General features: G+C 54.3%; 26 protein-coding genes. 3 read left to right on the plus strand and 23 right to left on the minus strand.

Going from position 1 to position 23,412, the window contains the following annotated elements; genetic code table 11:
• Nucleotides 1-2 precede the first annotated feature (2 nt).
• From MKY58_RS16385 to MKY58_RS16440, 12 genes are all read right to left on the minus strand, one after another.
• Entirely contained in the window at nucleotides 3-878 is an 876-nt protein-coding gene (locus MKY58_RS16385) for a carbohydrate ABC transporter permease (RefSeq protein WP_339321227.1), read from the minus strand.
• Complete coding sequence (locus tag MKY58_RS16390) at nucleotides 878-1,858, minus strand: sugar ABC transporter permease (RefSeq protein WP_339321228.1); 981 nt, start codon at nucleotides 1,856-1,858, stop codon at nucleotides 878-880. The genes MKY58_RS16385 and MKY58_RS16390 overlap by 1 nt, the downstream gene beginning before the upstream one ends.
• Nucleotides 1,859-1,900: 42 nt before the next feature.
• Entirely contained in the window at nucleotides 1,901-3,292 is a 1,392-nt protein-coding gene (locus MKY58_RS16395) for an extracellular solute-binding protein (protein WP_339321229.1), read from the minus strand.
• 292 nt (nucleotides 3,293-3,584) lie between these two features.
• Nucleotides 3,585-4,361, minus strand: a complete 777-nt coding sequence (locus tag MKY58_RS16400) for an alpha/beta hydrolase (RefSeq protein ID WP_339321230.1) — start codon at nucleotides 4,359-4,361, stop codon at nucleotides 3,585-3,587.
• Complete coding sequence (locus MKY58_RS16405) at nucleotides 4,358-4,960, minus strand: HAD-IA family hydrolase (RefSeq protein WP_339321231.1); 603 nt, start codon at nucleotides 4,958-4,960, stop codon at nucleotides 4,358-4,360. The genes MKY58_RS16400 and MKY58_RS16405 overlap by 4 nt, the downstream gene beginning before the upstream one ends.
• A 29-nt stretch (nucleotides 4,961-4,989) precedes the next feature.
• The gene (locus tag MKY58_RS16410) at nucleotides 4,990-5,451 is read right to left on the minus strand and encodes a GNAT family N-acetyltransferase (RefSeq protein WP_339321232.1); all 462 of its coding nucleotides are present in this window, start codon (nucleotides 5,449-5,451) and stop codon (nucleotides 4,990-4,992) included.
• A 40-nt stretch (nucleotides 5,452-5,491) separates the two neighbouring features.
• Nucleotides 5,492-5,863, minus strand: a complete 372-nt coding sequence (locus tag MKY58_RS16415; RefSeq protein ID WP_339321233.1) for a hypothetical protein — start codon at nucleotides 5,861-5,863, stop codon at nucleotides 5,492-5,494.
• 200 nt (nucleotides 5,864-6,063) lie between these two features.
• Nucleotides 6,064-6,441, minus strand: a complete 378-nt coding sequence (locus MKY58_RS16420; RefSeq protein WP_036707146.1) for a DivIVA domain-containing protein — start codon at nucleotides 6,439-6,441, stop codon at nucleotides 6,064-6,066.
• A gap of 298 nt (nucleotides 6,442-6,739) precedes the next feature.
• Entirely contained in the window at nucleotides 6,740-7,099 is a 360-nt protein-coding gene (locus tag MKY58_RS16425; protein WP_339321234.1) for a helix-turn-helix transcriptional regulator, read from the minus strand.
• A 280-nt stretch (nucleotides 7,100-7,379) separates the two neighbouring features.
• Nucleotides 7,380-8,579: an acyltransferase gene (locus tag MKY58_RS16430; RefSeq protein ID WP_339321235.1), complete on the minus strand. Its 1,200-nt coding sequence runs from the start codon at nucleotides 8,577-8,579 to the stop codon at nucleotides 7,380-7,382.
• A 131-nt stretch (nucleotides 8,580-8,710) separates the two neighbouring features.
• Complete coding sequence (locus MKY58_RS16435) at nucleotides 8,711-9,481, minus strand: pirin family protein (RefSeq protein ID WP_339321236.1); 771 nt, start codon at nucleotides 9,479-9,481, stop codon at nucleotides 8,711-8,713.
• Between the two features lie 42 nt (nucleotides 9,482-9,523).
• Nucleotides 9,524-9,910 (minus strand): DoxX family protein, encoded by a 387-nt coding sequence (locus tag MKY58_RS16440; RefSeq protein WP_339325181.1) that lies wholly within the window; start codon nucleotides 9,908-9,910, stop codon nucleotides 9,524-9,526.
• A 283-nt stretch (nucleotides 9,911-10,193) separates the two neighbouring features.
• Here MKY58_RS16440 and MKY58_RS16445 point away from each other — a divergent pair, with 283 nt between their 5' ends.
• Nucleotides 10,194-10,412, plus strand: coding sequence for a hypothetical protein (locus tag MKY58_RS16445; RefSeq protein ID WP_339321237.1), 219 nt, complete (start codon nucleotides 10,194-10,196; stop codon nucleotides 10,410-10,412).
• A gap of 46 nt (nucleotides 10,413-10,458) precedes the next feature.
• Entirely contained in the window at nucleotides 10,459-10,761 is a 303-nt protein-coding gene (locus MKY58_RS16450; protein WP_339321238.1) for a hypothetical protein, read from the plus strand.
• A gap of 72 nt (nucleotides 10,762-10,833) precedes the next feature.
• On the opposite strand, the gene hrpB is transcribed toward MKY58_RS16450, so the two are convergent.
• Nucleotides 10,834-13,332 (minus strand): ATP-dependent helicase HrpB, encoded by a 2,499-nt coding sequence (hrpB, locus tag MKY58_RS16455; RefSeq protein WP_339321239.1) that lies wholly within the window; start codon nucleotides 13,330-13,332, stop codon nucleotides 10,834-10,836.
• Between the two features lie 128 nt (nucleotides 13,333-13,460).
• Here hrpB and gluQRS point away from each other — a divergent pair, with 128 nt between their 5' ends.
• A complete protein-coding gene (gene gluQRS / locus MKY58_RS16460; protein ID WP_339321240.1) occupies nucleotides 13,461-14,444 on the plus strand; it encodes a tRNA glutamyl-Q(34) synthetase GluQRS in 984 nt (327 codons plus the stop codon).
• Nucleotides 14,445-14,541: 97 nt separating this feature from the next.
• Here the strand turns inward: gluQRS and MKY58_RS16465 are convergent, their stop codons facing one another.
• The 10 genes from MKY58_RS16465 to MKY58_RS16510 all read right to left on the minus strand — a co-directional run bounded on the left by MKY58_RS16465 (nucleotide 14,542) and on the right by MKY58_RS16510 (nucleotide 23,407).
• Nucleotides 14,542-14,919: a DnaJ family domain-containing protein gene (locus MKY58_RS16465; RefSeq protein WP_339321241.1), complete on the minus strand. Its 378-nt coding sequence runs from the start codon at nucleotides 14,917-14,919 to the stop codon at nucleotides 14,542-14,544.
• A 120-nt stretch (nucleotides 14,920-15,039) separates the two neighbouring features.
• The gene (locus MKY58_RS16470) at nucleotides 15,040-15,846 is read right to left on the minus strand and encodes an SDR family NAD(P)-dependent oxidoreductase (RefSeq protein WP_339321242.1); all 807 of its coding nucleotides are present in this window, start codon (nucleotides 15,844-15,846) and stop codon (nucleotides 15,040-15,042) included.
• Between the two features lie 181 nt (nucleotides 15,847-16,027).
• Nucleotides 16,028-16,834, minus strand: coding sequence for a hypothetical protein (locus tag MKY58_RS16475; protein WP_339321243.1), 807 nt, complete (start codon nucleotides 16,832-16,834; stop codon nucleotides 16,028-16,030).
• Between the two features lie 13 nt (nucleotides 16,835-16,847).
• The gene (locus MKY58_RS16480) at nucleotides 16,848-17,603 is read right to left on the minus strand and encodes a vWA domain-containing protein (protein ID WP_036707113.1); all 756 of its coding nucleotides are present in this window, start codon (nucleotides 17,601-17,603) and stop codon (nucleotides 16,848-16,850) included.
• Nucleotides 17,604-17,641: 38 nt separating this feature from the next.
• Nucleotides 17,642-19,732: a hypothetical protein gene (locus MKY58_RS16485; RefSeq protein ID WP_339321244.1), complete on the minus strand. Its 2,091-nt coding sequence runs from the start codon at nucleotides 19,730-19,732 to the stop codon at nucleotides 17,642-17,644.
• 222 nt (nucleotides 19,733-19,954) lie between these two features.
• Nucleotides 19,955-20,230, minus strand: a complete 276-nt coding sequence (locus MKY58_RS16490) for a WXG100 family type VII secretion target (RefSeq protein ID WP_036707112.1) — start codon at nucleotides 20,228-20,230, stop codon at nucleotides 19,955-19,957.
• A gap of 100 nt (nucleotides 20,231-20,330) precedes the next feature.
• Entirely contained in the window at nucleotides 20,331-20,612 is a 282-nt protein-coding gene (locus MKY58_RS16495; RefSeq protein ID WP_339321245.1) for a DUF4176 domain-containing protein, read from the minus strand.
• 39 nt (nucleotides 20,613-20,651) lie between these two features.
• Nucleotides 20,652-21,320 carry a hypothetical protein gene (locus MKY58_RS16500; RefSeq protein WP_339321246.1) on the minus strand — a complete coding sequence of 223 codons (669 nt, stop codon included), beginning with the start codon at nucleotides 21,318-21,320 and terminating at the stop codon, nucleotides 20,652-20,654.
• A 62-nt stretch (nucleotides 21,321-21,382) separates the two neighbouring features.
• Nucleotides 21,383-22,573 carry a WXG100 family type VII secretion target gene (locus MKY58_RS16505; protein WP_339321247.1) on the minus strand — a complete coding sequence of 397 codons (1,191 nt, stop codon included), beginning with the start codon at nucleotides 22,571-22,573 and terminating at the stop codon, nucleotides 21,383-21,385.
• A gap of 6 nt (nucleotides 22,574-22,579) precedes the next feature.
• A complete protein-coding gene (locus tag MKY58_RS16510; RefSeq protein ID WP_339321248.1) occupies nucleotides 22,580-23,407 on the minus strand; it encodes a hypothetical protein in 828 nt (275 codons plus the stop codon).
• Nucleotides 23,408-23,412 lie beyond the last annotated feature (5 nt).

Below are 23,412 nucleotides of genomic sequence, written 5' to 3' on the forward strand. Positions count from 1 at the left end.
CCTTATCCTTTGATTCCCGTTAACGTAATCCCCTCAACAAAATACTTGTTGCCGACAAAAAAGAACGCAAGGCACGGCGCGGTAACGATGAGCGCAAGCGCCATCACCTGCTCGTAGTTCGGAATCCGCATGCCGTTGACGATATAGAGCCCCATCGGCAGCGTATAATCGGCTTCTTTTTTCAAATAAATCATCGTGTAGAAAAAGTCATTCCAATTGTTGATGAAGCTGAACAGCGCCACCACGATCAATGCCGGGCGAATCAAAGGCAGCATGATCTTCAAATAAATGCGGAAATATCCGGCCCCGTCGATTTTGGCCGCCTCCAGCAGCTCATCCGGTATGGTCACGAAAAATTGCCGCAGCAAAAAGACGAAATAGGCATTCCCCCCTGCACAGAATATGGCCGGAATGATCAAAGCCGGTTTGCCGGCGAGCCCGAGGCTCGTAAACAAGGAATATTGCGGAATCAGCGTCACCGCGCTGGGCAGCATCATCGTGCTGATGACAAGCGCAAACCACATGCCGCGGAGCGGGAACCGCAGTTTGGCGAAAGCATACCCCGCAAAGCTGGTCGTGATCACGTTAAACACCACGTAAGGGACGACGATCGAAACCGAATTCCACAGCTGCCGGGAAAAGTCGATCCGGTCGACGGCCCGGCTGAAATTGTCGATGCTGAATGCCGACGGAAAAAACACCGGCGGACGCGCCAATATTTCCGCATGGCTGACGAACGAACCGCGCAGCAGCCAGTACAACGGGAACGCCATCGCAAGCCCGAGAACAACCGAAAGGACAACCAGCAGGCGGTGAATCGTCTGTTTCCGCGCTTTGGTTCGGCGGATGCCCGCTCCATGAATCGCTGTCGCTGCCATTACGCTCTCCCCCTTCGGTTTCGCACCGTCGATTTATCTCTCTTTAGCGCGCCCTGAAAATAAAACAGGATACCGGTAATAACCATTGTAATGAGGAAGACGAGCCAGGCTTCGGCCGACGCGAGCCCGCGCATGCCCGTTTGCACGAAGGAGTGGTCATAGATCATCACGTTGATGAAATAAGTCATCCGGTCCGGCGCGCCGTTCCGCGACAGCACCACGCTTTGGGTGTAAATCTGGATCGACGTCATCATGCACATGATGAGCTGGAAAAACAGCACCGGTTTGATCGTCGGATACGTGACCTTGGCAAATTTATGCCAGGCATTGCCCCCGTCCATTTCGACCGCTTCGAGCAGCTCGCCCGGCACGTCCTGCAGCGTCGCCAGAAACACGACGATCGTCCCGCCGCAGGTCCATAAGCTCATCAGAAACAACGTGCCGAAGATGTTGGTCGCGTCGTTCAAAAAATCGACCGGCGTCGCCCCGAGCTTCAGCAGCAGCCAGTTGACCAGCCCGCCCTTGGCCTGATTCTGCAGCAGCATCTGCCAGACGATGGTCGTCGCCAGCATCGGAATGACCGAGGGCAGGAAAAACACGGCGCGCAGCAAATTTCGGCCAACGAATTTCCGGTTCAGCAGCAGGGCGACCGCCAGGCAGAACACGATCACCAGAAACACGTTGATGAACGAATAGATGAGCGTCACCGATATGGACTTGCCGAATTCCGAGCCGGGACCGTAGAAAATCGTTTTGAAATTGTTCAGCCCGACCCATTTCATGACCTGATGACCACGGACGATCGTGATTTTGTGGAAGCTGTACACGAGGCTCGCCAGCATCGGGTACAAGGTGAGGATAAGAAATCCCAGAATCGCGGGAGCGGCAAACAAATAACCGGCGACGGCCTCTTTGGCGCTCCCTTTGAGACGGGAATGCTTCGGAACGATGTTTTGGCTGGTGTTGCGTTTGATCTCCATATCCAATAGCCCTTTCCTGTACTGAATGTGAATAACTCCCGGCTACTCCGAAACCTTGCCGCTTTCCCACAGCTTTTTAATCGTCGGCATGACGGACGCGTACACTTCCTTGACCGTTTTTTGGCCGGATAACGCCTGGTCGATTGCCTTTTCGTATTCCGTATTCATCCGCAGATAAGCGGGCACGTAATAAGCAGGCCATTGCACGATAGCGTCTTTCGTGTTGGAATAGCTCAAAATCGTTTCCTTGGCGCTGACAGGCAAATCGGCCGTCCACTTATCGACCAGCGCGGCATCGGTGTACCAATCCGCCTGGTTCGGAAGCCATGCCCCGGATTTCAACAGATCCAGGCTGTTTTCCGGATTCACCATATAGGCGTAAAACTTTTTCGCTTCTTCGATATGCTTTGAAGATTTATAGACGACAAGCGGTGCGCCGCAGTTCATCGTGACGGCCTGCTTCATTTTCGGCAATACGCCTACCCCGATGTCTTCGTTTCCGTTGATGTTCGCCAGATCCCAGGATCCGCTGATGGCCATCGCGTAACCGCCGCTCAAAGCGTCCACCGCCGAACCGATGCCCGAATTCCATGTATAGGTGAAGCTTGAAGCCACCTTGTCCTTGTTGACCAAGTCCGCCAGCTTCTGAATGCCGTCGATGGATGCCTGCGAATCCCATAAAAACTGTTTGCCGTCGGCAGAAACGATGCCTCCGCCGTTGGCGTTCGCCGCCCAGAAATGGTGGAACTCGCGGCCCGCCGTGAACCCAAGCCCGTAATTTTCCGTTTTGGCCGCGTCAAATCCGGAATCGGCCGCCGTTTTGCCGCTCGTGTCCGTCGTCAAGGCTTTTGCGTATTTCACGAAGGTGTCCCAATCCCAAGCCTCTTCGACCTTGGTCGGAGGATAAGGAATCCCTGCCGCGTCGAATTTGGATTTGCTGTAGAACAGCAGCTCCATTTGGTTGGACAACCCGACGCCGATCACCTTTTGGTCCGGGGAATGGATCGTGATGGCATCAAGCTTTTTCGGAATGGTTCCGTTATCGATCAGATCGCCGATATCCGCCAGAATGCCCATTTCGTAATATTTCTGGATGTCCCCTTCGCCCATGTAGCTGATGTCCGGCAGTTCGCCGGATTCCAGCCGCGTCTGAATGAACGTATCGAACGTCCCGTCCGCCGGCAGCACCTGGGCATGGACCTTGACCCCCGTTTCCGCGGTATATTTCTCGATGGTCTTTTCCACCAGCTGTTTTTGCGCATCGTCTCCCCAATACAGCAGCTCCAGGGTCACGTCCCCGCCTTTGGATTCGGCGCTTCCGCTCTCCCCGCTTGACGCTTGCCCATCCGTGCCTGCAGCGCTGCCGCCGCAGCCGGCCAAGGCCAACATCATCGCCGCTAACGTTACAGCCAGCCATCGTTTGCGAAATTTCATGTCCTACTCCCCCGTTTTGTTTGGATTTTTGGATTTTGGATGTTCATTCTGCAAATCTTTCAACCGCTTGGTAAGCGCTTTATTTAATAACTATACTGGTTTTTGCCGGATATAAAATCTTCGATTCCAACCACAATTTTAGAAATTTCAACCTGTTGTCTAGCACCTCAAACGCCGGTGGTCATCCCAAAATCCAGAGGTTCAAAAGGGAGGCGGGCGTTTTCGGACGACAAAAAAACCTGTTGCTGCCAACAGGCTTTTAATGCCGTACTTCTATAGTTATCATGCCATCCTACAAAAAGTTCATCTCTTTTAGATAACTTTCGATCTCCCGCTTCGTTTTTTCAAAATAGATGTTTTCATGGCGTCCGTAATTAAAAAAGCCGTGCTCCATGCCTTCATAGGTAAGAAAGCGAATTTCATTCCCGACTTCGTTCATCCGCGCCGTGAATGCCTGGTCTTGTTCACAGTCTTCGTCCGCTGTCCCGCACATCCAAAGTGTCGGGGGCAGACACGGCTTTATATGATGAAGCGGCGACAAGCTTTCCGCAATATTCAGCAGTTCGGGGTAACGGCGGGTCATGATGTCCACCCCGTCCATCACGGCGGAAAACACGATCAACGCGTTGGCACGATGATCCGTATCGTTGTCTTCATCGTCGATTTCCGGAAACATGTGGGAGGAGACGGTGATATATCCACCCGCCGAAGCGCCGCAAACGGCGATTTTATGCGGATTAACGCCTAATTCCGCGTGATGGTCCCTCACCCAACGGACGGCGGATTTGACGTCGCAGATGGCCTGGATCGGGGTAAAATCCTCGTCATGCCCGTTGCGGTAATCCACGCAAATCGCAACCAGCCCTATTGACGAAAAATATTTCGCCTGATGCTGGAACTGCGCGGGCGTCAATGGACCTTTCCCAAAGCTTCCCCCATTAAAAAATAAAATGGCGGGCCTTTCCGCGCCCTGTTTCTCGGGATAGGAAATATAAAGCGACAGATCGCGATGCCCTGCGGATTTGTAAGTTTGGCGTGCCATCGGATAGTCGAATTCGATCGTTCTCATGCCCGGTTCCCTCCTGGGCTTCGTTCCCCCGCTAATTTCATATCCGCAATCATCTCGAAAAAATCCTCGTACCGCTCCAAATATAGATCCGCTCCCGGCGTTTGGTTTTGGAACAAGCAGGTTTTGATGCCGATCGCTTTTGCCGGCAAAATGTCGATCTCGCGGTCGCCGATCGCCAGATCGATTCCATATTCGTCATGCAAAAATCGATAGGATGCCGGATCGGGCTTTCTCGGAAATCCGTCGTCCCCGGCGACGATATGCCGAAAATACGGCTCCCATTGATAATATTCAAGGATTTCGAGCACTTCTTTCCGCGGTTTATGCGTCATGATGACGTTGAGATCCGCAAATTTCAAAACCTTTTCCACGCCCGAAAAAGGGAGCGTCTCGCCCGGATGAATGGTTTCCCTGTTTCTCCAATTGCGAATCTGCTGTTCCGTAAATCCAAAATGACGGACCGCGTGGGTCATCGAGATTTTGAGATGGGAGTAGATCTCCTCTTTCGAAATCTCCCCGCCCAATATGTCATAAAAAATATTCGTAAAAGCCGGGTATGTATCAAACAACGTCCCGTCGAAATCCCACAAAATGTTCATCGCGCACGCCCCCTCTGCTCCCGTGATATCTACACCTTCAAGAAATAATGATAAAAATCGTCGTCGCGTTGGTATCCGAGCGCCTCGTAACATTTTTGGGCCGCGGCATTGTCGGTTGCGGTGCTTAGCTCGAGGCCCTTGGCTTTAGTTAATGCGGCAAATTCCTTGGCTTGATTCAACAACGCTGTGGCAATCCCCTGTTTCCGATAGTCGGCGCATACGAACAAGTCGTTTAAAATCCAAGTCCGCTGCAAGGAAATCGACGAAAAGGACGGGTACAGCTGCGTAAACCCGACGATTTGATCCGACGGCTGATGCTTCGCCAAAAAGATAACCGATTCCCGGTGCTCGAATTTATCGAACAGAAATTGCTTCGCGGCTTCCAGATCCGATGCTTGTTTGTAAAACACGCGGTATTGGTCGAATACGGAAGCCAGTTGCTCCAAGTCTTTTACGGTTGCTTGCACGATAAAAATGGGGTCTTTCATCATTCTCCGTCTCCTTTTGGGCAAAAATAATGATTTGTTGCTTTTAATGCCCCTGCTTATATAAAAAATCATTGACGCTGGTTGAAAAGACAAATACGACGGATGTCGCGATTTGAAGCAAAAAAGCTGCCATCGCAAAAATCCAAAGATTCATCGGTAAAGGGGAGATGACTACTTCTCCCGCCCATGCCGCGATGAGCATAACGATATTCCATGCCGTAAAGATGACGAACGCCCATTTGGCTTTTTTCACGCCGCAATAGATTAAAATCATCGTCACAATCCAAACGGCGGTTCCAAGAAGATTGGAGAATATGCCCTGGGACAGCCTCAACATTTCCACGAGCAAAACAAGCAGCAGATTGGAACCGATCAGCGTCAACGCTATTCTCTTGCCTTTGTTCACCTGCTGCACGAGAAAATCTTCGGTCGGTTTAATGGCGATCCTTCCTTTCGTTCATTTCGCCTGTGCTTCAAGCAGAATACCCGCCCTTATTTTACCACCATGTAACAACCCTTCCCACTTCTTATTTTTGTGGACTGCAAAACAAAACCCCCAAAAAAGCTTCCGCTCCTTAGGGGGCATGATCACACGCGTATGTAGGGCTTTATGGATTAATCCACAAAAAAGTCGGGTTCCGGACGGATCTTCGTTTTCAGCTGTCTGAGGTTGTACTCCATTTTGAGCACGATCTCCTCGATTTGCTTCGGATCGATCGCGAACCGGTCGGGTTCGGGGCGGGAGCTCGACTTCATCTCGCGCAGCGCAACCTGCTGCTCCTGCCATTTATCCATCAGATCGGAAATGGTTGCGTAAAATCGTTCATAATCGCTAATAATTTCATCCAGGTAGGAATCGACCTCTTCCGGATCGTATCCTCTAAGTTTGGTGCTGAACACTTTTTCGTGGATCGAAAGAGCATCCAAATGTATACCCAGCTGCTTAAACAGCTTTCTCTGTTTATCCAGTCGGCGCTGCATATGCTCATCCATTGCCAATACCTCCAAATATGTTGCGACTCAAAAAACGGGGCAGTCGTTTCATTATATACATCCCCATTCACTTTTATATCACAACCGGGCCCAAGATGAAAATGGTTGGCCGTTTTTTTGGAGAATATTCCAATACGCAAGCGTTTTCCCTGCTTCTTGGAATGAATCCGCTGCGTGAACCGCGCATGTTGGTCGTCGACGCTTCCGGCAGGAACGACCCGCATCATCCGGCAAACGGCTCTAGCCGCAAAAACAACCCCGTTTCTCCGATTGGAGATTCGGGGTTTCGCGTCGAACGTCAATAATTGTCTTTTACGGCTTTGTTCAGCATGCCGAGGCAGCGATCCAGATCGGCTTTGACCTGTTTTTTGTACAGCTTGGCCTTTTCGCGGCCGTCTTCGGTAAAATGGTACAGCACGATCTCCTGGAAATCCACGCGGGGATCGTTGCCTTTCAGCTGCTTGGTCCGGTAAAAAACGCCCTCCTGCACCAGCTCATGCAGCGCGCGATAAATTTCGCTTTGGGGCGGCGAATACCCGAACGACTTGAATTCCTGCCTCATTTCTTCCAGCATTTGATAGCCGTATCCCCGGTGCTGTTCCACCATCGTAATCAAATACGTTTTAATAAAAGCACGCTGGGCAATCATAAAAGCCACCGCCGCTTCCCCCTTTGCTCCTTCGCTAATTCCATTATAAACCACTATTTTCAAAAAAGCATGACATGAAGCATTCACTTCGTTTCAACCATGCGGAAGAATGCAACCGGAAGGCAAACGGCAGGACGGGTGCGGAAGAACGTTTATGGTTTTTCTATTATGAATTTTTCATGTGTTGAAATTGTAAGATCAGGACTCGAAAAATCCCCCGCCTTTTACGAAATCGTCCGTTGGCTAACGATGGTTGTAAAAAGCGAGGGTCGTTTGCTGCCGATCGGTATCAGCTGCCGTCGAAATTCCGTACAGACGGTTGTCCTTGCGCCGGAACGGATCCCCGCGGTTTTCGCCGCAGCGAAGAAACCCCGGCCGTCCATTTGCCGAACGGCAAATAAGACAGGGCGACGGTTACCGCATAAGACAAAACCACGCAGACCAGGAAAGACATCAGCATCCGCAGCGTCACGTTCCATCCGGCAAACAGCCAGGCATCCACCCTGTAGCTTTGGCGCAGCATCAGCGCATGGGCCAAATAAGCGCCGTACGAATATCGGCCGAGAAAATTCATCGCCCTATGGACGGTCGGCCCTGAAGATTCCGACCATGATTTGGACCAGGCATAAAATACGAAAATCGAGCTGACGAGAAAAACCATGATCAGCGGCCGCAGCAGACTGAGCCCGATAAAAGAAATATGGACACCGTCCGGGGTCGCAAAACCCTGCACCGTTATATACATATAATATCCGAACAGCAAGGCGAAAACGGCCAAGTACGCCGCCTTTCCCCGGGCAAGCCAATAACTCCAGCGATCGGGAGCCATTCCGGCCGCAGCCCCGAGGATGAAATAAAAGGCAAAATACAAAAAATTGCGGTCCGCGTATGCCGTAAAAAACGGCGTCAAAAACGGAATCCCCGCCTCCGACATAAATCCTGATATCCGAAACAAATGATAGACAAGCAGGAGGCATAACATGCCTGCCCCCGTCAATGCGGCAGCCCGCCACCGGAACGGGATCCTTTGCGCGCATGCGCGCATGAGCCAGCGCAGTACCGGGAACAGCGCATAAAATTGAACGATCATGACGATGTACCATAAATGGTAGCTGTTTTTGCCGGTGACGAGATGGCTGGCAAACGTTTCGAGCCGGTGCAGAAGATCCCCGTTCCATCCCGGGTTTTCCGTAAAATATACCGCAGACCACAAGATATAGGGAACCACGATATCCCCGAACCGCTTGCGCAAAAACGAGCCGTACCGCAGCTGCCCGTCATAGTTATAAAACAATACCATGCCCGTGATAAAAATGAAGACAGGCACGGCAAACTTGGCGGCCAGCAGGAGGATGGCCATCAAGACCCCGTCCTCCATCCGGGCCTCGTTCAGGCCGGCGTAATGGGCGATCGCGTGCTGAAGCGCAACGGCCAAAAAAGCCAGACCTCGCAGCAATTCGATTTCACGTATTCTGGCTTTTTTCGGCATGTCCACCCTCCCTTTGAAATCAAAAGTATTTTTGGTTATCGTTAACCCCGTTATGCGGTATCTGAAGCAGAAAAGCCAAAAAGAGCGCCAGACAGACTATAGCATCCGCTGCGCTCTTTTGACAAATGTTTTTAGAATTTTTTCGGCAAAAGCCCGTAATGCACCCGTTCCGGAACTTCGATCAGCAGCATTCTTACGGCCTCGTCACCGGCATGAAGGAATACATCCTCCTCGCGGTCCGTTGTCAGCAGCATGAAATCCCGCTCATGAAAAGCTTCCTCATGAGCTTCCCCTTCCTTCCAGCTCCCCGCGCCTCGAACCGCCAGGGCGGTTAACGTCATGCCTTTGGACAGGGTATGGGCGTATTCATGGCCGGGCTTGAGCTCAACGTCCCACATCCGGGCATCGGCCGTCAGCAGGATCGGCGATTCTCCGCCCAATATCTGTTTCACGCGGCTGCCGTTTTGCTCTTTGGACGGGATGTCGTCCCGATCAAACTGTTCGTAAGCCGGCTTTTTTTTCGCCTCCAGCTTCAGGTCAGGTTCGAACCAGATTTGAAAAGCCTCCATATCCGGACCGATAAAACGTTCTTCATGGCTGACGCCGCTGCCGGCTTTGATCACCTGCACCCCGCCTTCGCCGATCGTGCTGCGGGTGCCGAGGGAATCGCCATGTTCGGCGGTCCCCCGAATCACGTACGTCATAATTTCGAAACCATAGTGGGGATGCAGCGGAACGTAGCCTTCCTTCGACGTGTGGGCCCATGCCCAGTAATATAACGGACCTACGCGGTTGATGACGGAGCCTTCGCCCGGAAAACCGATCGGTTTCTGCTCCGTGATGTTTCCTCCGTCAAATTTGCCTTTTCCCTGCATCGCAGGCGTGTACAAACGAATTCTCACGGCAATTACCTCCTTCAAATACGGGTTGTTCTGGCAGTGTCATTAAAACAGATGATAAGCTCCCGGACCGGTCAACGCAACGCCCACCACGACCGCAAGCAGGATCAGGTTGAATTCGATGCCGCCCGAAGTGCTCCAGAAACCGTTTTTTATATGAACCGTCAAGATGGCTCCCAACATCGTCACGGCCAACATCGCCGCACCTACCGGCGTAAAAAGGCCTGCCGCAAACAGCAGCCCGCCCACCAGTTCGAACAATCCGACCAGGACGGCCATCGGCAACGCCGGTTTGATGTTGATGGACCCGAACCAGCCGGCCGTGCCTTTTATGCCCGGACCGCCGAACCATCCAAACAATTTTTGGGCTCCGTGCCCGACAAACGTCAATCCGACGATCAAACGGATTATCAATAATCCCCAAGCTATCATCATTATTCATTCCTCCATTATTATTTATTCTTTATTTTAATTAGCTTTATTTTAAGATATAAGTTCAAAAAAATAAGCGCTAAGCTTTGAATAAACGAATCATATTTTCACTCCTATGCGTTTGTTGTTTATCTTGATTTAAAGATACATGATATTTAGATATTAGTCAACCCTTATTTTAAAAAAGAGCACTTCATTCCGGAGATCGAAGCAAACCTGCAGATCCGCTCATAAAACCGCTTTTTTCCGCTCATAATATGCCGAAAGAGAATGGAGTACGTCTATGGAAAAAATGTCCGGGCACTCGTCCCCTATTCCAAACACTGCGGCAGCCTGCTTCCAATGGCAAGGCCTTCTTCGGCATGAGACGCTGCGGCTTGTCAAATCCGGCACGTTCGTCCAATTGATCACCTCTCCGGAGCTTGCAGGGCTCGCAATGGAGTATGCGGAACTGAATCGGCGGCTGCTGGATGCTTTTGACGACAGGTTGGACCGCCGGTAAAATCCCGGCTGAATTTTTCGAAGAGCAAAAAGCGAGGTGTCTACCTTTGAATCCCGTGACGGAAAGCTTGCTGGGCATCAAAGCGTTTAATGATCAATTCATCGCGCAGGACATGCTGCAGGATAACCGGCTGCGCATGACATTGCTGGCGGAATGCATCGAAGCTGCCGCAGATGACGCGCTTATGGAAGAGCTTTTGGTTCATCTCATGCATTCCATCTATTTGGAGGAACGCTTGCTTAAGTTATGCCTCGATCAAGATTGGCTGACGGCCGACGCGTCGGAGCAATGGGAAAGGGATATCAGGTGGGCAAGCAAAGTTCGTAAAATGATGCCGCGCCGGCGATAAGTCCTTTTACCGGCTCGTAACCGCCGATAGAAAAAGGCCTCTGCGAATGCAGAAGCCTTGTTTGTATCGCTATTATTGGGGACGCGTGCGTCTCGTCGGGATCGCTTCCAGCGGGTCGTCCGGCCAGTAATGCTTCGGATACCGTCCTTTCAAATCCTTTTTCACTTCAAAATATCCGTGTTTCCAAAAGCTCGCCAAATCCGAAGTGATTTGAACCGGCCGCTGCGCCGGCGACAGCAGATGAATGGTCAAAGGGATTTGGCCGAAGCAGATTTTCGGCGTTTCATGAAGCCCGAACATTTCCTGCAGCTTTACCGCCAGCACCGGCTGCTTCGGATCGCTGTAGTCCACGGCGATTTTTGAGCCGCTCGGGACGGTGATATGCGTCGGCGCTTCTTGATCGAGCCGGGACTTTTTGTCCCATCCGACCATCTGCTCGAGGATCGGAACCAGCTGCAGCTTCTGAAGGCCGCTCCGGCTTTTGATGCCGTAAAGATAGGGCAGCAGCCATTCCTCCAGATGTTCCAGCAGAGCCTCGTCCCCCATGTCCGGCCAATCGGGGTCAGCCTCGTGCATAAGCTGCAGGCGCTGGCGAAGCTGCACCGCCTGCTTGGTCCAGGCAAGGATCCCCAGCCCTTCGGCGCGGATCCCGTCCAGCAAAGCCTGCGCCACCGCTTCCGCCGGCGGCTGGGCGGCAGGCGACTCGCGCAGGACGATCGCGCCGAGGCGCAGCTGATGGCGGGATTTTACGCCGCCCAGCGACGGGTCCCATTCTACGGTCGTCTCCTCCGTAATGTCGTCCCCGTGATGCCGCCGAAGGTCTTCAAGGCTGACGGGAGCGGCGAGCAGAATCTTCCCTTCCGCTCCCTTCCTGTCGTCCACCGCCGCCACCGTCACATAGGCCTCGCGGCTTAGCGGCTGCTCTCCGGGCAGTTCCACCCCGCGCCCGGATGTCAGCAGAAATTTTCCGCCGCCACGGCTTTGGCCGATCCGGTCCGGATAGGCGAAGGACAGGAGCAGGCCGCTTTTTTCGATCTGCCAAGTCCCGGCCGCTTTCGTTTCAAGCCGTTTGTGCATGTACCGGCTTTCCTGGGCGATTCGTTTTAAGGCCGCTTCGTCTATATGGGGGCCCGCAACGCCTTGCTGTTCCCACCGGTTTACGGCCTGCACACGGCTCCGGATATCCGAATCCGTACCTGCCCCCGGGCCGGCGCGGAAGATGTCCCGCTCCTGCAATACGGCGGCAAGGACGGCGGCCAGCCCGCTTTGCCCCATCTCCTCCGCTTGAAGCATCATCGCCGACAACCTCGGATGCAGGCCCAACTCCGCCATTTTTCTGCCCTTTTCCGTCACGGAACCGTCCGGACGGGCGGCGCCGAGGCGCTGCAGCAGCTCTTTTCCCCGCTCGTACGCGGTTTCCGGCGGAGGATCAAGCCAAAGCATGTCCCGCGGATCCTGCACGCCCCAGGCGGCAAGTTCCAGGGCGAGCGGGGCCAGGTCGGTTTGCAACATTTCGGGGGTATTCCGCGGACGCAGATGATTTTGCACCTCATGGCTCCACAACCGGTACGCGATGCCGGGAGCCGTACGGCCCGCACGGCCCCTGCGTTGGTCCGCGGAAGCGCGGGAGACCCGGTCCGTCGCCAGATACGGCATGCCTGTCCGGGCGGAAAACAGCTGCGTGCGCATATAACCGCAATCGACGACGATGCGTACGCCGTCGATCGTCAAACTCGTTTCCGCGATCGACGTCGCGAGGATCCATTTGCGCCTGCCTTGCGGATCGGGAAGCACGGCGGCCTCCTGCTCCTTTTGCGGCAGCTGGCCATACAGCGGCCGGACCACGCAGTCTGCCGGGATGCCGCCGCTTTCAATTTCGGCTTGGACCCGGCGGATTTCTCCCCGGCCCGGAAGGAAGGCAAGCACGTCGCCGGGGTGGCTGGCGGACGCCTCGCGAATGACGGCCGCCATATGTTTTTCCAGCGGCGTGCCGGCAGCGGGCGGCCTATAAACCGTTTCGACCGGAAACTGCCTGCCGGGGCAGTTCACGACAGGGGCATTTCCAAGCAGCGCGGCCACCGGCTCGGCTTCAAGCGTTGCGGACATCACCAGGATGCGGAGATCCTCCCGCAAAGCGGCCTTGGCTTCCAATGCCAGGGCAAGCCCCAAATCCCCTTGCAGGTTCCGCTCATGGAATTCGTCAAAAATGATCATGCCGACGTCTTCCAGACCGGGATCGCTTTGCAGCATTCGCGTCAATATGCCTTCGGTAACGACTTCGATTTTGGTCGCGCGGCTTGTCCGGCTATCCATTCTGACGCGGTAGCCGACCGTCCCTCCCGGCTGCTCGCCAAGCATCCGGGACATGTATTCGGCCGCCGAACGGGCGGCCAGGCGGCGCGGCTCCAGCATGACGATTTTACGTCCGGACAGCCACTCCTCATGTATGAATGCAAGCGGGACCTGCGTCGTTTTTCCCGCTCCCGGTTCGGCGACAAGGACCGCGGAACCGCCGCGGCGCAATCGGTCCAGAAGCTCGGGCAGAACCCGCTGAATCGGTAATTCGTTCATTGTTCTCCATCACCATGTCTTTCCAACCTATGTTTGAACTACTTCCATTATAGTGCGATCAGCGACTGGATATCCACGCCTGTTTGCTATAAAATGTACGAAGCGCATTTTTGAAGGAGACGATGACATTGAGCCAGAATCCACGTCGGGCGCGTGGCCGATTCGCGCCAACGCCTTCAGGCGAACTGCACATCGGCAACGCCTGGACGGCCCTGCTGTCTTGGCTGCAAATCCGAAGCGCGGACGGGACCTTTATTTTGCGGATGGAAGATATCGACACCCAGCGTTCCAAACCCCATCTCGCCAAACAAATCCTGGACGATTTACATTGGCTCGGGCTCGATTGGGACGAAGGTCCGGATATCGGCGGCCCGTTCGGCCCGTATACGCAAAGCGAACGCATGGAATATTACGACGAAGCGCTTAAGCGGCTTCAAGAGAATGGATATTTGTTCCGCTGCTTCTGCAGCCGTGCCGACCTGCTCGCGGCAGCGAGCGCTCCCCACGGCCTGTCCTCGGAGGGACCCGCTTATCCCGGTACCTGCCGGAACCTGACCGGCGAAGAAGCGGACCGCAAATCGTTGGTGAAAGAACCGTCCCTGCGGTTTAAGGTCCGGCATGAACAGCTTGTGTTCCATGACGGCGTTGCGGGGACGCAGACGTTCGATGCAGCCTCAGGCGGCGATTTTATCGTCCGGCGGGCGGATCGCATGATCTCCTACCAGCTGGCCGTCGTCGTTGACGACCACATGATGGGGATCACGGACGTCCTCCGGGGAGCGGACCTGCTCGATTCGGTCCCGAGGCAGCTGCTGCTGTACAAAGCCCTCGGGATGGAAGCACCGTCGTTCGCCCATGTCCCGTTATTTATGGGACCGGACGGCAAAAGGCTGGCCAAGCGGCATGGAGGAACCAGCCTTGCCGCCCTGCGCGAACGCAAAACGGCGCCTGAGCGTCTGGTCGGCTGGCTGATGTGGCTTGCGGGATTCACCCCGAATCCCGAGCCGTTAACCGCCCGTGAATGCATTCCGCTTTTCCGCATGGACAAGCTTCCTTCCGAACCGATCGTCATTACCGGCGAGATGCTTTCCCTTTTGCATGGCGCTTCATAACGGCAAAAAACCTCTATCCCTTCGCCATAGGTTCAAGGCAAGGATAGAGGTTTTTTCCGGTTTGGCCAACCGCACGCGCGCCCATACGGGCGTCTGTTTATGCATCCTCCAAGCGGCCGCGGATTTTGGGCTCGTATTCCAGAAACGCCGTGCTTCCGCTTAACCCTCGTTGCTCCATAAGCATCTGGAAGCGCAGCTTTTTTTCGGTCAGCGACCGTTTCAGCTTTTCTTTTTCGCCGGCGTTTTCGCAGGCGTATATCAAATCCCTCAGCTTCAGCAGTTCGCCTTGCAGCTGCATCTCCTCCGGAATGACTCCTGCGTTTTTCATGACTTTATACGACATCCGAAGGTCCTCGGGAATATGCGACAAGTCTTCCAGCTCCAGCGGTTTTCCTTTGCCTGCCAAATCCTTGAACTCGCCTTGTTCCATGGCCTTATGGATGCGTTCTTCAGCAAGCCAAGACATGAGTCCCATGGCGGAAACCTCCCAATTGAAAAGATGCGTTCCACCCTTATGAAAACATGAACCGCCGGCGCTGTCAAACGAAAGAAAACCGCTGGCAGCGGAAGCGGAAAAGGTTCGGTTGAAGCCGTCTTACCGGAGAAGCGACTCCGCTCCGTCGATGTATACCTGGGTGCCGGTGATGTGGATCGATTCGTCCGAAGCCAAAAAGGCTACGAGATCGGCTACGTTTTCCGGCGTGCCCGGCCCGTCCGACAGCGGCTGGCTGCCCTGCGGGTATTGTACCGGAATGACGATTTCCTTCAGTTCGTCGGTTTTTTCGGTGCTCTGGTCGATGTTGGTCGAGATGGCGCCCGGACAGATGACGTTAACGCGGATTTTGAATTTCGCCAACTCCAGCGCCGCCATTTTCGCGAACGCGACTTGTCCTGCCTTCGAAGTGCTGTAGGCCGCCATCCCGAAATTGGAAAACGTCCGGTTGCCGTTGATCGAGCTCGTAACGATGATGCTGCCCCCTTGTTTTTTCAAATGGGGAATGGCATATTTCACCGTCAAAAACGTGCCGTTCAAATTGACGCTTAACGTATGCTGCCAATCCTCGAGTTTCATGTCCTCGATGGGCGACAGCACGCCGTTGATGCCCGCGTTGGCAAACACGATGTCAACCGTCTTGAACAGCTCCGCGGTTTCCAACACCGCTTTTTCGACGCGCGCGGCATCCGAAGTATCGACGTCGAAGGCACGGGCGCTGCCGGGCCGGATGGCGTTGATTTCGGCTTCCGCCTGGGCAGTGCGGTCGTCCAGCAGGTCGAACAACGCGACGTTTGCCCCTTCCGTTGCCAATTTAACGGCTGCCGCCTTGCCGATCCCGGAACCCGCCCCGGTCACGATGGCCGTTTTGCCCGAAAAACGCAATTTGTTGATTTGCTGCTGGCTCATGTTAGATCTCTCCTTTTGGGTCCTGATTCTATTATGTTGCATTTGTCTCAAGATTACCCAAAAAAAGGTTCTGTCTAATCACGCCCCCCGAAAAAACAAATCCCCGGACGCTGGCCCGGGGACAAAAAAACCGGGCCGTTCGGCCCGTGCCGAATGATCCGGCTTTATCTTGAACGCCTTGCTACCATTTAAGCTCCAAAAATGCCGCATCGTCCTGCAGCCCGCCGGTATGCCGCGCTTCCAGCAGAACCTGGATTTGTTCGTCGGGAAGCGGCTCGCGGATCGGGTCCAGATCGTCCAGCCCGTCCGTGTATAACTGGAGCCTCATCGGCATCCCGTATTCCAGCCGGGTCTGATACACATGCGGCTGGCCTCCGACAGGCCCCGTAAGCGTCGACCAGCGTTCATTCGTCTGCATCGTTCCCCGGAAATGCTCGCTGATCTCCGTCTCGTGCCTCCAGAACCGCAGCCGCGAATCCCCCTGCCAAGCCATCCATATCCTTCCTTGCTTTCTCTTGGACGTCGGCAGCTCGATGCGGCCGCATATGTACATCGTTTGGCTGCCAAGCCGCTGCTTGTCCTCAAGAACCTCGCGGAGCAAGGAAGGCGTCTCGCTGGGAGGAATCAGCTGCTTTAACTGCGCGGAAGCGGCCACGGTAATTTCCCGCATAAAAGCGGCAAACCCCGCCGATGACCATTCCCGGGTCTTCCCCAGCCACTCGAGCAGCGTATGTCCCAGAAACCGCGCCGCAAAATCTCCCCTGTAACTCATGCTGACTCCGTCGCATAACACGAAATTGCACACGTCCCCATCGATGTGGACGCCGACAAAATCCTGTCCCTTTTCCCCCTGCACCAAACTTTCCATTGCCCGTCCGTAGGCGTATCTGCAAACAAACCGCCCGCGGTACGTGGAGAGCCGCTGCTCTGAAGACTGGGAACTGACATACATAAAGACGTCCTTCGCTGCAGCCGAATTCATTTTCATAGCTTACCCCTTCCTACGCTCTGACCGGCGTCGCCGCCGACATTTGGAATCCGATGGATACAAGCTCCGCACAGCTGCCCGGAAGCATCATCAGCGCGCCCGGGGCGAGCTGGTAATCCGCTTCGGCGAGCATCTCCCGGTAGCTTTCCGGCAGCGGCGAAGACATATTTCTCAGCTTCACCGCATGTTCGTCCTGCAGCACGGTTTCCGGATGAATGCCTTTCCAGCGCCGCGGCTGAAGGATGGGTTGGTCGAGCATATGATCGGAAATAAAAATGTTTTCCACCAGCACGTTCCCGTCCGGGACGCTCATGTTCATGATGCGTCTGGCGATCGGCTCCGGATCTTCTCCCGTTGCGACGCCATCGGTCATGTGGCACACCAGCGGAGCCGGACAATCCTGCATGGAGGGGAGCTCCGACTGCAAAATCAGCTCTGCCTGGCGGAACGCCTTGGCGGAATCCGAAAATCGTTTCGGCGTCAAATCCGGCAACGTTCCGGCCGCCGCAATTTCGTCGATCCCCTTGATGCCGTTCAGCAGGTCGTAAACGTCGTCGCTGTACGCCAAGATGGCGATCCGGTATCGCGGCGTCAGGCGGTTCCCTTTCGTCGACCGGAACACCATTTGCCGGATGGCCAAAGAAAGCGCTTCGTATACGACGTCGATGCGGCGTTTGTTATCCATCAGCATGTTCATGGAAGCACTGATGTCGATCAGGTAGATAATAAGCGCGGGCGTGCGCTGGGAAGCCTGAATGGTATAGTTCATCTGCGATTTCAACTCCCCTTTTTGAAAATTAAACTGAATTATATATTAGGCAGTATGTAACCCGTATTGGCCAAAAACTTATAGATCGCATTGGCGCGCGAGCTGACTTTGCCTACCGTTTTGAAATAAGCGGCGTCTTTTTCGTACAGGCTGATAAAATTCAGGGCATATTGCCTTGCTTTCGACGTATTCCCGGTTTTTTGGGCGTTGTATGCCTGATTGTACGAGGCGATCAGCTGCACCACCTGGTTGGATCGTCTCTTTTGCAGCTCTCTGGCCTGCTGCTGCTTGCGCGCAGCTGCTTCTTTCGCCTGCTGAATTCTTTGCTGCTCAAGTTTCTCCTGCAAAATTTTCTGCTGCTTCAGGTAAGCCTCGTATTGGGCCTGCTTTTCGTACAGCTCCTTCAAACGCTGCTTTTCCGCCGCTTTTTTCTTTTCTTCGGCAAGCTTTTTCTTGGCAAGATACGCTTCGTATTTGGCCTGCTGCTCGTATTTCTGCTGCAGCTTCTTCTTTTCCTCTTTTTGCTTGGCCAGCTTGATGGCTTCCTCCTGCTTGCGCTTCTTTTCCGCCTCTTCCTTTTTGCGTTTCTCCTCTGCCTGCTTGCGCTGCGCCTCCGCTTCGGCCTGCTTCCGCTTCTCTTCCTCCAGCTTTTGCATCTCCGCTTTCCGGGCCTCTTCCTGCTGCTTCGCTAACGCCTCGGCTTCCTTTTGCTCGGCCCGATCGGCCAAAATCTGATTGACCGCAAAAGCCGAACCGACGATCAGAATCAAAGCCGCGATTCCGGCTGCCAGCCATTTGCGCGAACGGTAAAAAGGAATCTTCCCGGACGGCTGCTCTTCGGGTTTCGGATTCAGCGTATCTTCCAGTCCCGCAATCGCCGCCTCCAGCTCTACCTGCATCGGCGAACCGGCCGGAACGAAATGATGCGCAGACCGGTACACTTCAAGGGCTCCTTTCAGATCCCCCTTTTGCTCCATCTCCCGTGCCTGATTAAACAAACGGTCGACGACTCCATGTTCGTTGCCCGACTCAGCGGCGCCAGCTGCTGTTCGCCGCGGCGCTTGCTCCTCCATGTCAGGCAAAGCCGCTGCCGCTGCCGCGGTTTCCAGCGCCCCTTTCGAGCGGGGACCCGCCGCTTCTGCTTTCCCCGGGTCCGCCGCCGGTGCAGCCTCCGTTTGGGGTTGCGGCAGCTCGTTCCCGTTCATGGAGGAAAGAACGACCAGCCACTCGCCGAACGTCGGACAGCTGCTGATGTCCTGGCTTTCCCAGGCCCGGGCGAACAGTTCCGAGACTTTCGTCCCCCAATTGCGCTCCAGCGATTTTTTCAGGACGAAATACCGTTCGCAAGGATTCTGCATCTCATGCTGATCGAAGTAGCTTTCTCCCCATGCTTTTTCCACCACGTGCGGATCGCACCAGCCCAGCATTTCGGCAATGATGATCGCCCCTGCAAAACGGTCCGCATAAGCGCTCCACAGCCCGCTTTGCACCGTGCGATGCGCCGCGTAGCCGGGAGAACCCGACAAAAGCACATCCGGCCGGTCCATTTTGGGACTGTACATCTGTTCCACGTCCACCAGCTCGACAACGGATTTTTTGCCCGGCATATCGACTTCTGAAAAAAACGGAAGCATGACGTTCGGGGCAGACAGGTCGCAATGCGCCAGCCCGCGTTGTTCCATCCCCGAACCGATCGCCGCAAGCGCTTTGGCAAGCGCAAGGCTTTCCGTCCGCTTGAGCTGTTTTTGCTCGGCGATGATGTCGAACCAGGTCACCCCATGGACCCAGGGCATCAGGACGGCATACAGCAAGTCGGGATGTTCGGTGATGAGTTCTCCGTTTCTTTCGGGAGTGAGCACGTCTCGTTTGCAGACCTGCAAGCCGGGGCTTTCGCTGTAAATCTCCATCGTCTCCGACTGGTAGACCATCGCGGGAATCCGAAATTTCGGAAAAAACACTTTCAGCGCCTTCGCCTCTTCCGGCCCGCCGTTTTGCGGGATGAGCTGGTAAACGATCCCCTGCCTGCCGGCCTGGGCGTACGCCAAACCCGGGGCGGCCGGATGCTGGCCTACCGTATAGGTTTTACCGTTAATAGAAATAGTGTCACCCGCATTGGGTTGAAAAGACATAGATATCCCCTCTCTTTATCCGACAACAGATATAGACCGCAAAATAACCCCACTCAGGTGGAGCTATCGCTTTGTACGATTATTCTCATGCAATAAGTGGGGGGACCTCCAGACCAAAACACTTTTACTTGGCAGAAAACCGGGAGTTCAAGAACACCCGGTCTCGTCATACTTTATTAAAAATAGTTCAACCCGATCCCCTTAGTCCTATTAAACCATAACTTAGCGGGATTCGTCGACCGTGCGGAATTTCTGTGCGATGGCAGTCAATTCCTGACTGATATTGTTCAAAATTTGAACGAAAGATTGCATTTGCTTGTTCGCTTCCTGGAATTCCTGGAAGAAACGCTGCTTGGTCATCCCTTCCCATTGACCTTCCATGCCGTGGATCGCCTGGGTCAGGCTGCTCACGATTTGCTGGCTTTGCTGGCCGCCTTGCTTGAATTGGTTTGCAACCGCGTCCACCTGTTCCGGGGTAATTAAAATACGTCCTGCCATATTGCTCCTCCTTCAAATTCAATGATTATCGTAGTCGAATATACTATAAACGACCGGCTTCATCAAAAGTCCCTGGTCCTGAGTCTTTTTACCCGCTTCCTTATCCGATTGAAACATCTTCCAGGATTTTTTGGAATCTTTTTTCCTCATCGTTGGAAAATCCGGTAAACTCGATTTTGTCGATATCCTCATGATTGAACAAAAAAGTATAGTTAGGGTCGATGTATCCCTCCGGATAAACCACGCCGAGATAGTCGTATAATGTGTTGCTTTCCATTTGAATCTGCTTGCGTCCGTAAATCATCAGCTTCTTTTGGGCCCCTTTGAGCAGAACGATCGACCCGAGCGGAAGCAATGATTTCGCGATTTCCCGTTCCTCCATCGTTTGTTCAACCTTCCTCTCTCTATGACAGCTTGTATGCTAGCGTCTTTTTCTTAGCAAATAAAATTTATGAAGATTGCCGGCAAGCATGATATAAACAAGAGCAAACAAAAAAAGCAGCGCGATGATCAGCGTTATTTTCATGCTGTATCCACCGAAGGTTTTGATCAGCACGCACGAGACGAGCACGCCGGCGCCGGAGGAGGCCAAAATGATGCCTTGCGTTTTCCTCAGACCGCGTGTGTCTCCATCCGGTTTCTCCTGTTCCTCCCGGCTGTAATACCCGCTGTACAATAATCTCATATGTATTCCGTAAAGCAGCGCAAATACGACTATGTAGCCAACCGCGGACCCGATCAGAAACCAGGGCGACGAAATGTCCAGCGTGGCATAAGCCAGCTTGTTCGCAGCCGCCGCAAAACCGGCGGAACCCAAAATGCCGATCGCCCCCAGAACAAAAAGATGGAACTGCTGCATTTTTCCCGGAGAGATCACGACGGCCAGTCCCAGGATGTCCATTACGGCTAGCGGAACCAACAGCAGCCAAGCCCAAACCGGAACGAAAGGATCCGCAAAAGCCGCGATCAGAAGCAGCAGGTTGGGAAGCAGCAGCAGGCTGATCGTCTGGGATCTGATGATGCGCAGCGGATAAACTCCCGCATAATCGTTAACGAATGATTGCTTTTGCCGTGGAGCATTGCCGTTCACCGTTCCCACTCCTTTGCATGGCCGGATGCCGCTAAACGGGTTTCAAACGCGCCGAGGCATCCTTAGCCAAATAAATTCCCGAGCTTGCCGAGTTTCTTTTTCACTTGATCCGCCAACTCGCTGGCGCCGTGGGATACCGCTTTGACGGAATCCGACACGGCGTTGAAGGTTTCTTCGGCCGCATGGCCGATTCCTTTTGCCGCCGACTTCACTCCTTCGACCGTTCCGTCGATGGCCGCGTCTACCGCATCCACCGCATAGGTTTTAAGCGATTTCCCGTTGATTTCAATGTCGGTGACTGCCGAGATGACGACGCCCGACGCCAGTCCCACCACCGCGCCGACTGCCGTTCCCGCTACGGGCACCGCTGAACCGACCGCAGCCCCGATCGCGGCGCTGCTTGCCATGGTGCCGAGCCCCAAACTGCCGTTGACCAGAACGCTGGCCGCGGCCCGGCTCGCCCCGCCGGTTTTGTAATCCTGAAAGCCGGACACGCCCGTATCGAACAGCAGCCCGGCATAACCCAGCTTCCCGCCGAGGCCTTTGATCGAAAGGGCTTCTTTCGCCGCGATTTTAGGATCGACGAATTTCCATACCTGCGGATTTTTGGCCGCGTTGTTCAGCGTGTACCGGGTTCCCCGGATGCCTTCGCTGAGGGCAAAAGGAGAACGCGCCCCTTTGATCGTGGCGACCGAGCCGTTGTTTCTCATATTGACGTTAAACCCGCTTTTGACCATCGTGCCTACCATCAGCGCGCCGTATCCCAGCGTCGCCCACCCCGCAGGCGTAGGCCCCTGGTATCCCCATCCGACATTGAGGCCGTCCTCGTCGCCGTTATGCGCTTGTACGGCCATAACCGCCGACGACGGGTTCGAGATCGGGATGCCGCGCCCGCCGTACCCCGGCAGGATGGAACCGTCCCCCTGAACGCCCACGGCGCGGAACATCGCGACCGGGGAATGGTATAGCGCGGAGTTTCCCAAAAAAGAATGATGCTGTTCGTCCGCCGACTGGAACATCCCCGCTTTTTTGTGCACGTTTCTGCCCATTTCTCTTAACATGGACGAAATCTGTTCACCCTGCTGATTCGCGGCCTGCCACTCGTTCAAGAGAGATTCCCGGATAGAAGTTTCCCATATGAGCGATCCCAAAGCCTGATTCAATAACGCGGTTAATTGGCGGATTTGCTCGCCGCTTTGCTCCAGTTGACGACTTAATGCCCGGAGTGCTTCCGGTTCGACAGAAATACGCACGGACCATCACCTTCCATCTGATTCTGCAGACTGCTTCAACCATAGAAGCAGCATCTCTTGAAATTGTAGTTTGCTGGCAGGACTGGCGGTCAGCCAGTCTTGATCTCCCCTCAGGCTCATGCGGACAAGCCAGTTCATCGTATCGTTTACCACAAAAGCGGCGCTTTGCGTCTCCCATCGACTTCCCGTCCAAGTGGAAAAATGCAGCTCACCTTCCCCCGTCCGGAACTTCAGGCACCGGGCAAGGGCTATGGAGCCCTCCGCGTCATTGGTCGCGGCCGCAAGCTCGTCTCCGAGCTCATCCAAAGTAAGGGCCGGAACGCGGCTGTATATTTCGCCGAATTTCTTTTTGGATAGGAGGAGCGCCGGCGTTTCCGCTGGAGCGTAATCTTTCAAATCCATTTTGTCTACCAGCTGGCTGCAGGCCGCTTCCACGTTGCCTAGCTCATCCAGCTCGTATACCAAATCCTTCTCCGACTTGCATACCTGCACGACGCGTTCATTCGTTGCATGCAAATACCCCTCGAAGGCTTCCTCTTGGCGTTTATACCGCAGCCAGCACGAACGTTCCGCCAAACTGGCGATCGCGACGCGCGAAAAAACCTTGGGCGGCATGGCCAGCAGGCTGCCGTCGTCTTCCTCGACGAGGTAGCCTTTTTCCAGAAGGGATCTTTTGACATCGTCCCATTCATCGGCAATTTCCTGCGCCAGATAACCTTGGAACGGGTCCTCCACGCCCAGCAGGCGGTCGGAACCCAATATTCCGGCAAGGAAAAAGAACTCTCTATTATCAAGCGTAATCGTATCCTGTTTGGAAGCATGAATCGTCAACATTATGA

The sequence above is a fragment of the Paenibacillus sp. FSL W8-0194 genome (assembly GCF_037969745.1).
Taxonomy (GTDB): domain Bacteria; phylum Bacillota; class Bacilli; order Paenibacillales; family Paenibacillaceae; genus Paenibacillus_AQ; species Paenibacillus_AQ cookii.

Excerpts from the sequence above, each read along its gene's own strand:
- MKY58_RS16385 (WP_339321227.1), bottom strand. The coding sequence starts at position 878 with ATGGCAGCGACAGCGATTCATGGAGCGGGCATCCGCCGAACCAAAGCG.
- MKY58_RS16390 (WP_339321228.1), bottom strand. The coding sequence starts at position 1,858 with ATGGAGATCAAACGCAACACCAGCCAAAACATCGTTCCGAAGCATTCC.
- MKY58_RS16395 (WP_339321229.1), bottom strand. The coding sequence starts at position 3,292 with ATGAAATTTCGCAAACGATGGCTGGCTGTAACGTTAGCGGCGATGATG.
- MKY58_RS16400 (WP_339321230.1), bottom strand. The coding sequence starts at position 4,361 with ATGAGAACGATCGAATTCGACTATCCGATGGCACGCCAAACTTACAAA.
- MKY58_RS16405 (WP_339321231.1), bottom strand. The coding sequence starts at position 4,960 with ATGAACATTTTGTGGGATTTCGACGGGACGTTGTTTGATACATACCCG.
- MKY58_RS16410 (WP_339321232.1), bottom strand. The coding sequence starts at position 5,451 with ATGATGAAAGACCCCATTTTTATCGTGCAAGCAACCGTAAAAGACTTG.
- MKY58_RS16420 (WP_036707146.1), bottom strand. The coding sequence starts at position 6,441 with ATGGATGAGCATATGCAGCGCCGACTGGATAAACAGAGAAAGCTGTTT.
- MKY58_RS16430 (WP_339321235.1), bottom strand. The coding sequence starts at position 8,579 with ATGCCGAAAAAAGCCAGAATACGTGAAATCGAATTGCTGCGAGGTCTG.
- MKY58_RS16440 (WP_339325181.1), bottom strand. The coding sequence starts at position 9,910 with ATGATAGCTTGGGGATTATTGATAATCCGTTTGATCGTCGGATTGACG.
- MKY58_RS16445 (WP_339321237.1), top strand. The coding sequence starts at position 10,194 with ATGGAAAAAATGTCCGGGCACTCGTCCCCTATTCCAAACACTGCGGCA.
- hrpB (WP_339321239.1), bottom strand. The coding sequence starts at position 13,332 with ATGAACGAATTACCGATTCAGCGGGTTCTGCCCGAGCTTCTGGACCGA.
- MKY58_RS16465 (WP_339321241.1), bottom strand. The coding sequence starts at position 14,919 with ATGGGACTCATGTCTTGGCTTGCTGAAGAACGCATCCATAAGGCCATG.
- MKY58_RS16470 (WP_339321242.1), bottom strand. The coding sequence starts at position 15,846 with ATGAGCCAGCAGCAAATCAACAAATTGCGTTTTTCGGGCAAAACGGCC.
- MKY58_RS16475 (WP_339321243.1), bottom strand. The coding sequence starts at position 16,834 with ATGAAAATGAATTCGGCTGCAGCGAAGGACGTCTTTATGTATGTCAGT.
- MKY58_RS16480 (WP_036707113.1), bottom strand. The coding sequence starts at position 17,603 with ATGAACTATACCATTCAGGCTTCCCAGCGCACGCCCGCGCTTATTATC.
- MKY58_RS16485 (WP_339321244.1), bottom strand. The coding sequence starts at position 19,732 with ATGTCTTTTCAACCCAATGCGGGTGACACTATTTCTATTAACGGTAAA.
- MKY58_RS16490 (WP_036707112.1), bottom strand. The coding sequence starts at position 20,230 with ATGGCAGGACGTATTTTAATTACCCCGGAACAGGTGGACGCGGTTGCA.
- MKY58_RS16495 (WP_339321245.1), bottom strand. The coding sequence starts at position 20,612 with ATGGAGGAACGGGAAATCGCGAAATCATTGCTTCCGCTCGGGTCGATC.
- MKY58_RS16510 (WP_339321248.1), bottom strand. The coding sequence starts at position 23,407 with ATGTTGACGATTCATGCTTCCAAACAGGATACGATTACGCTTGATAAT.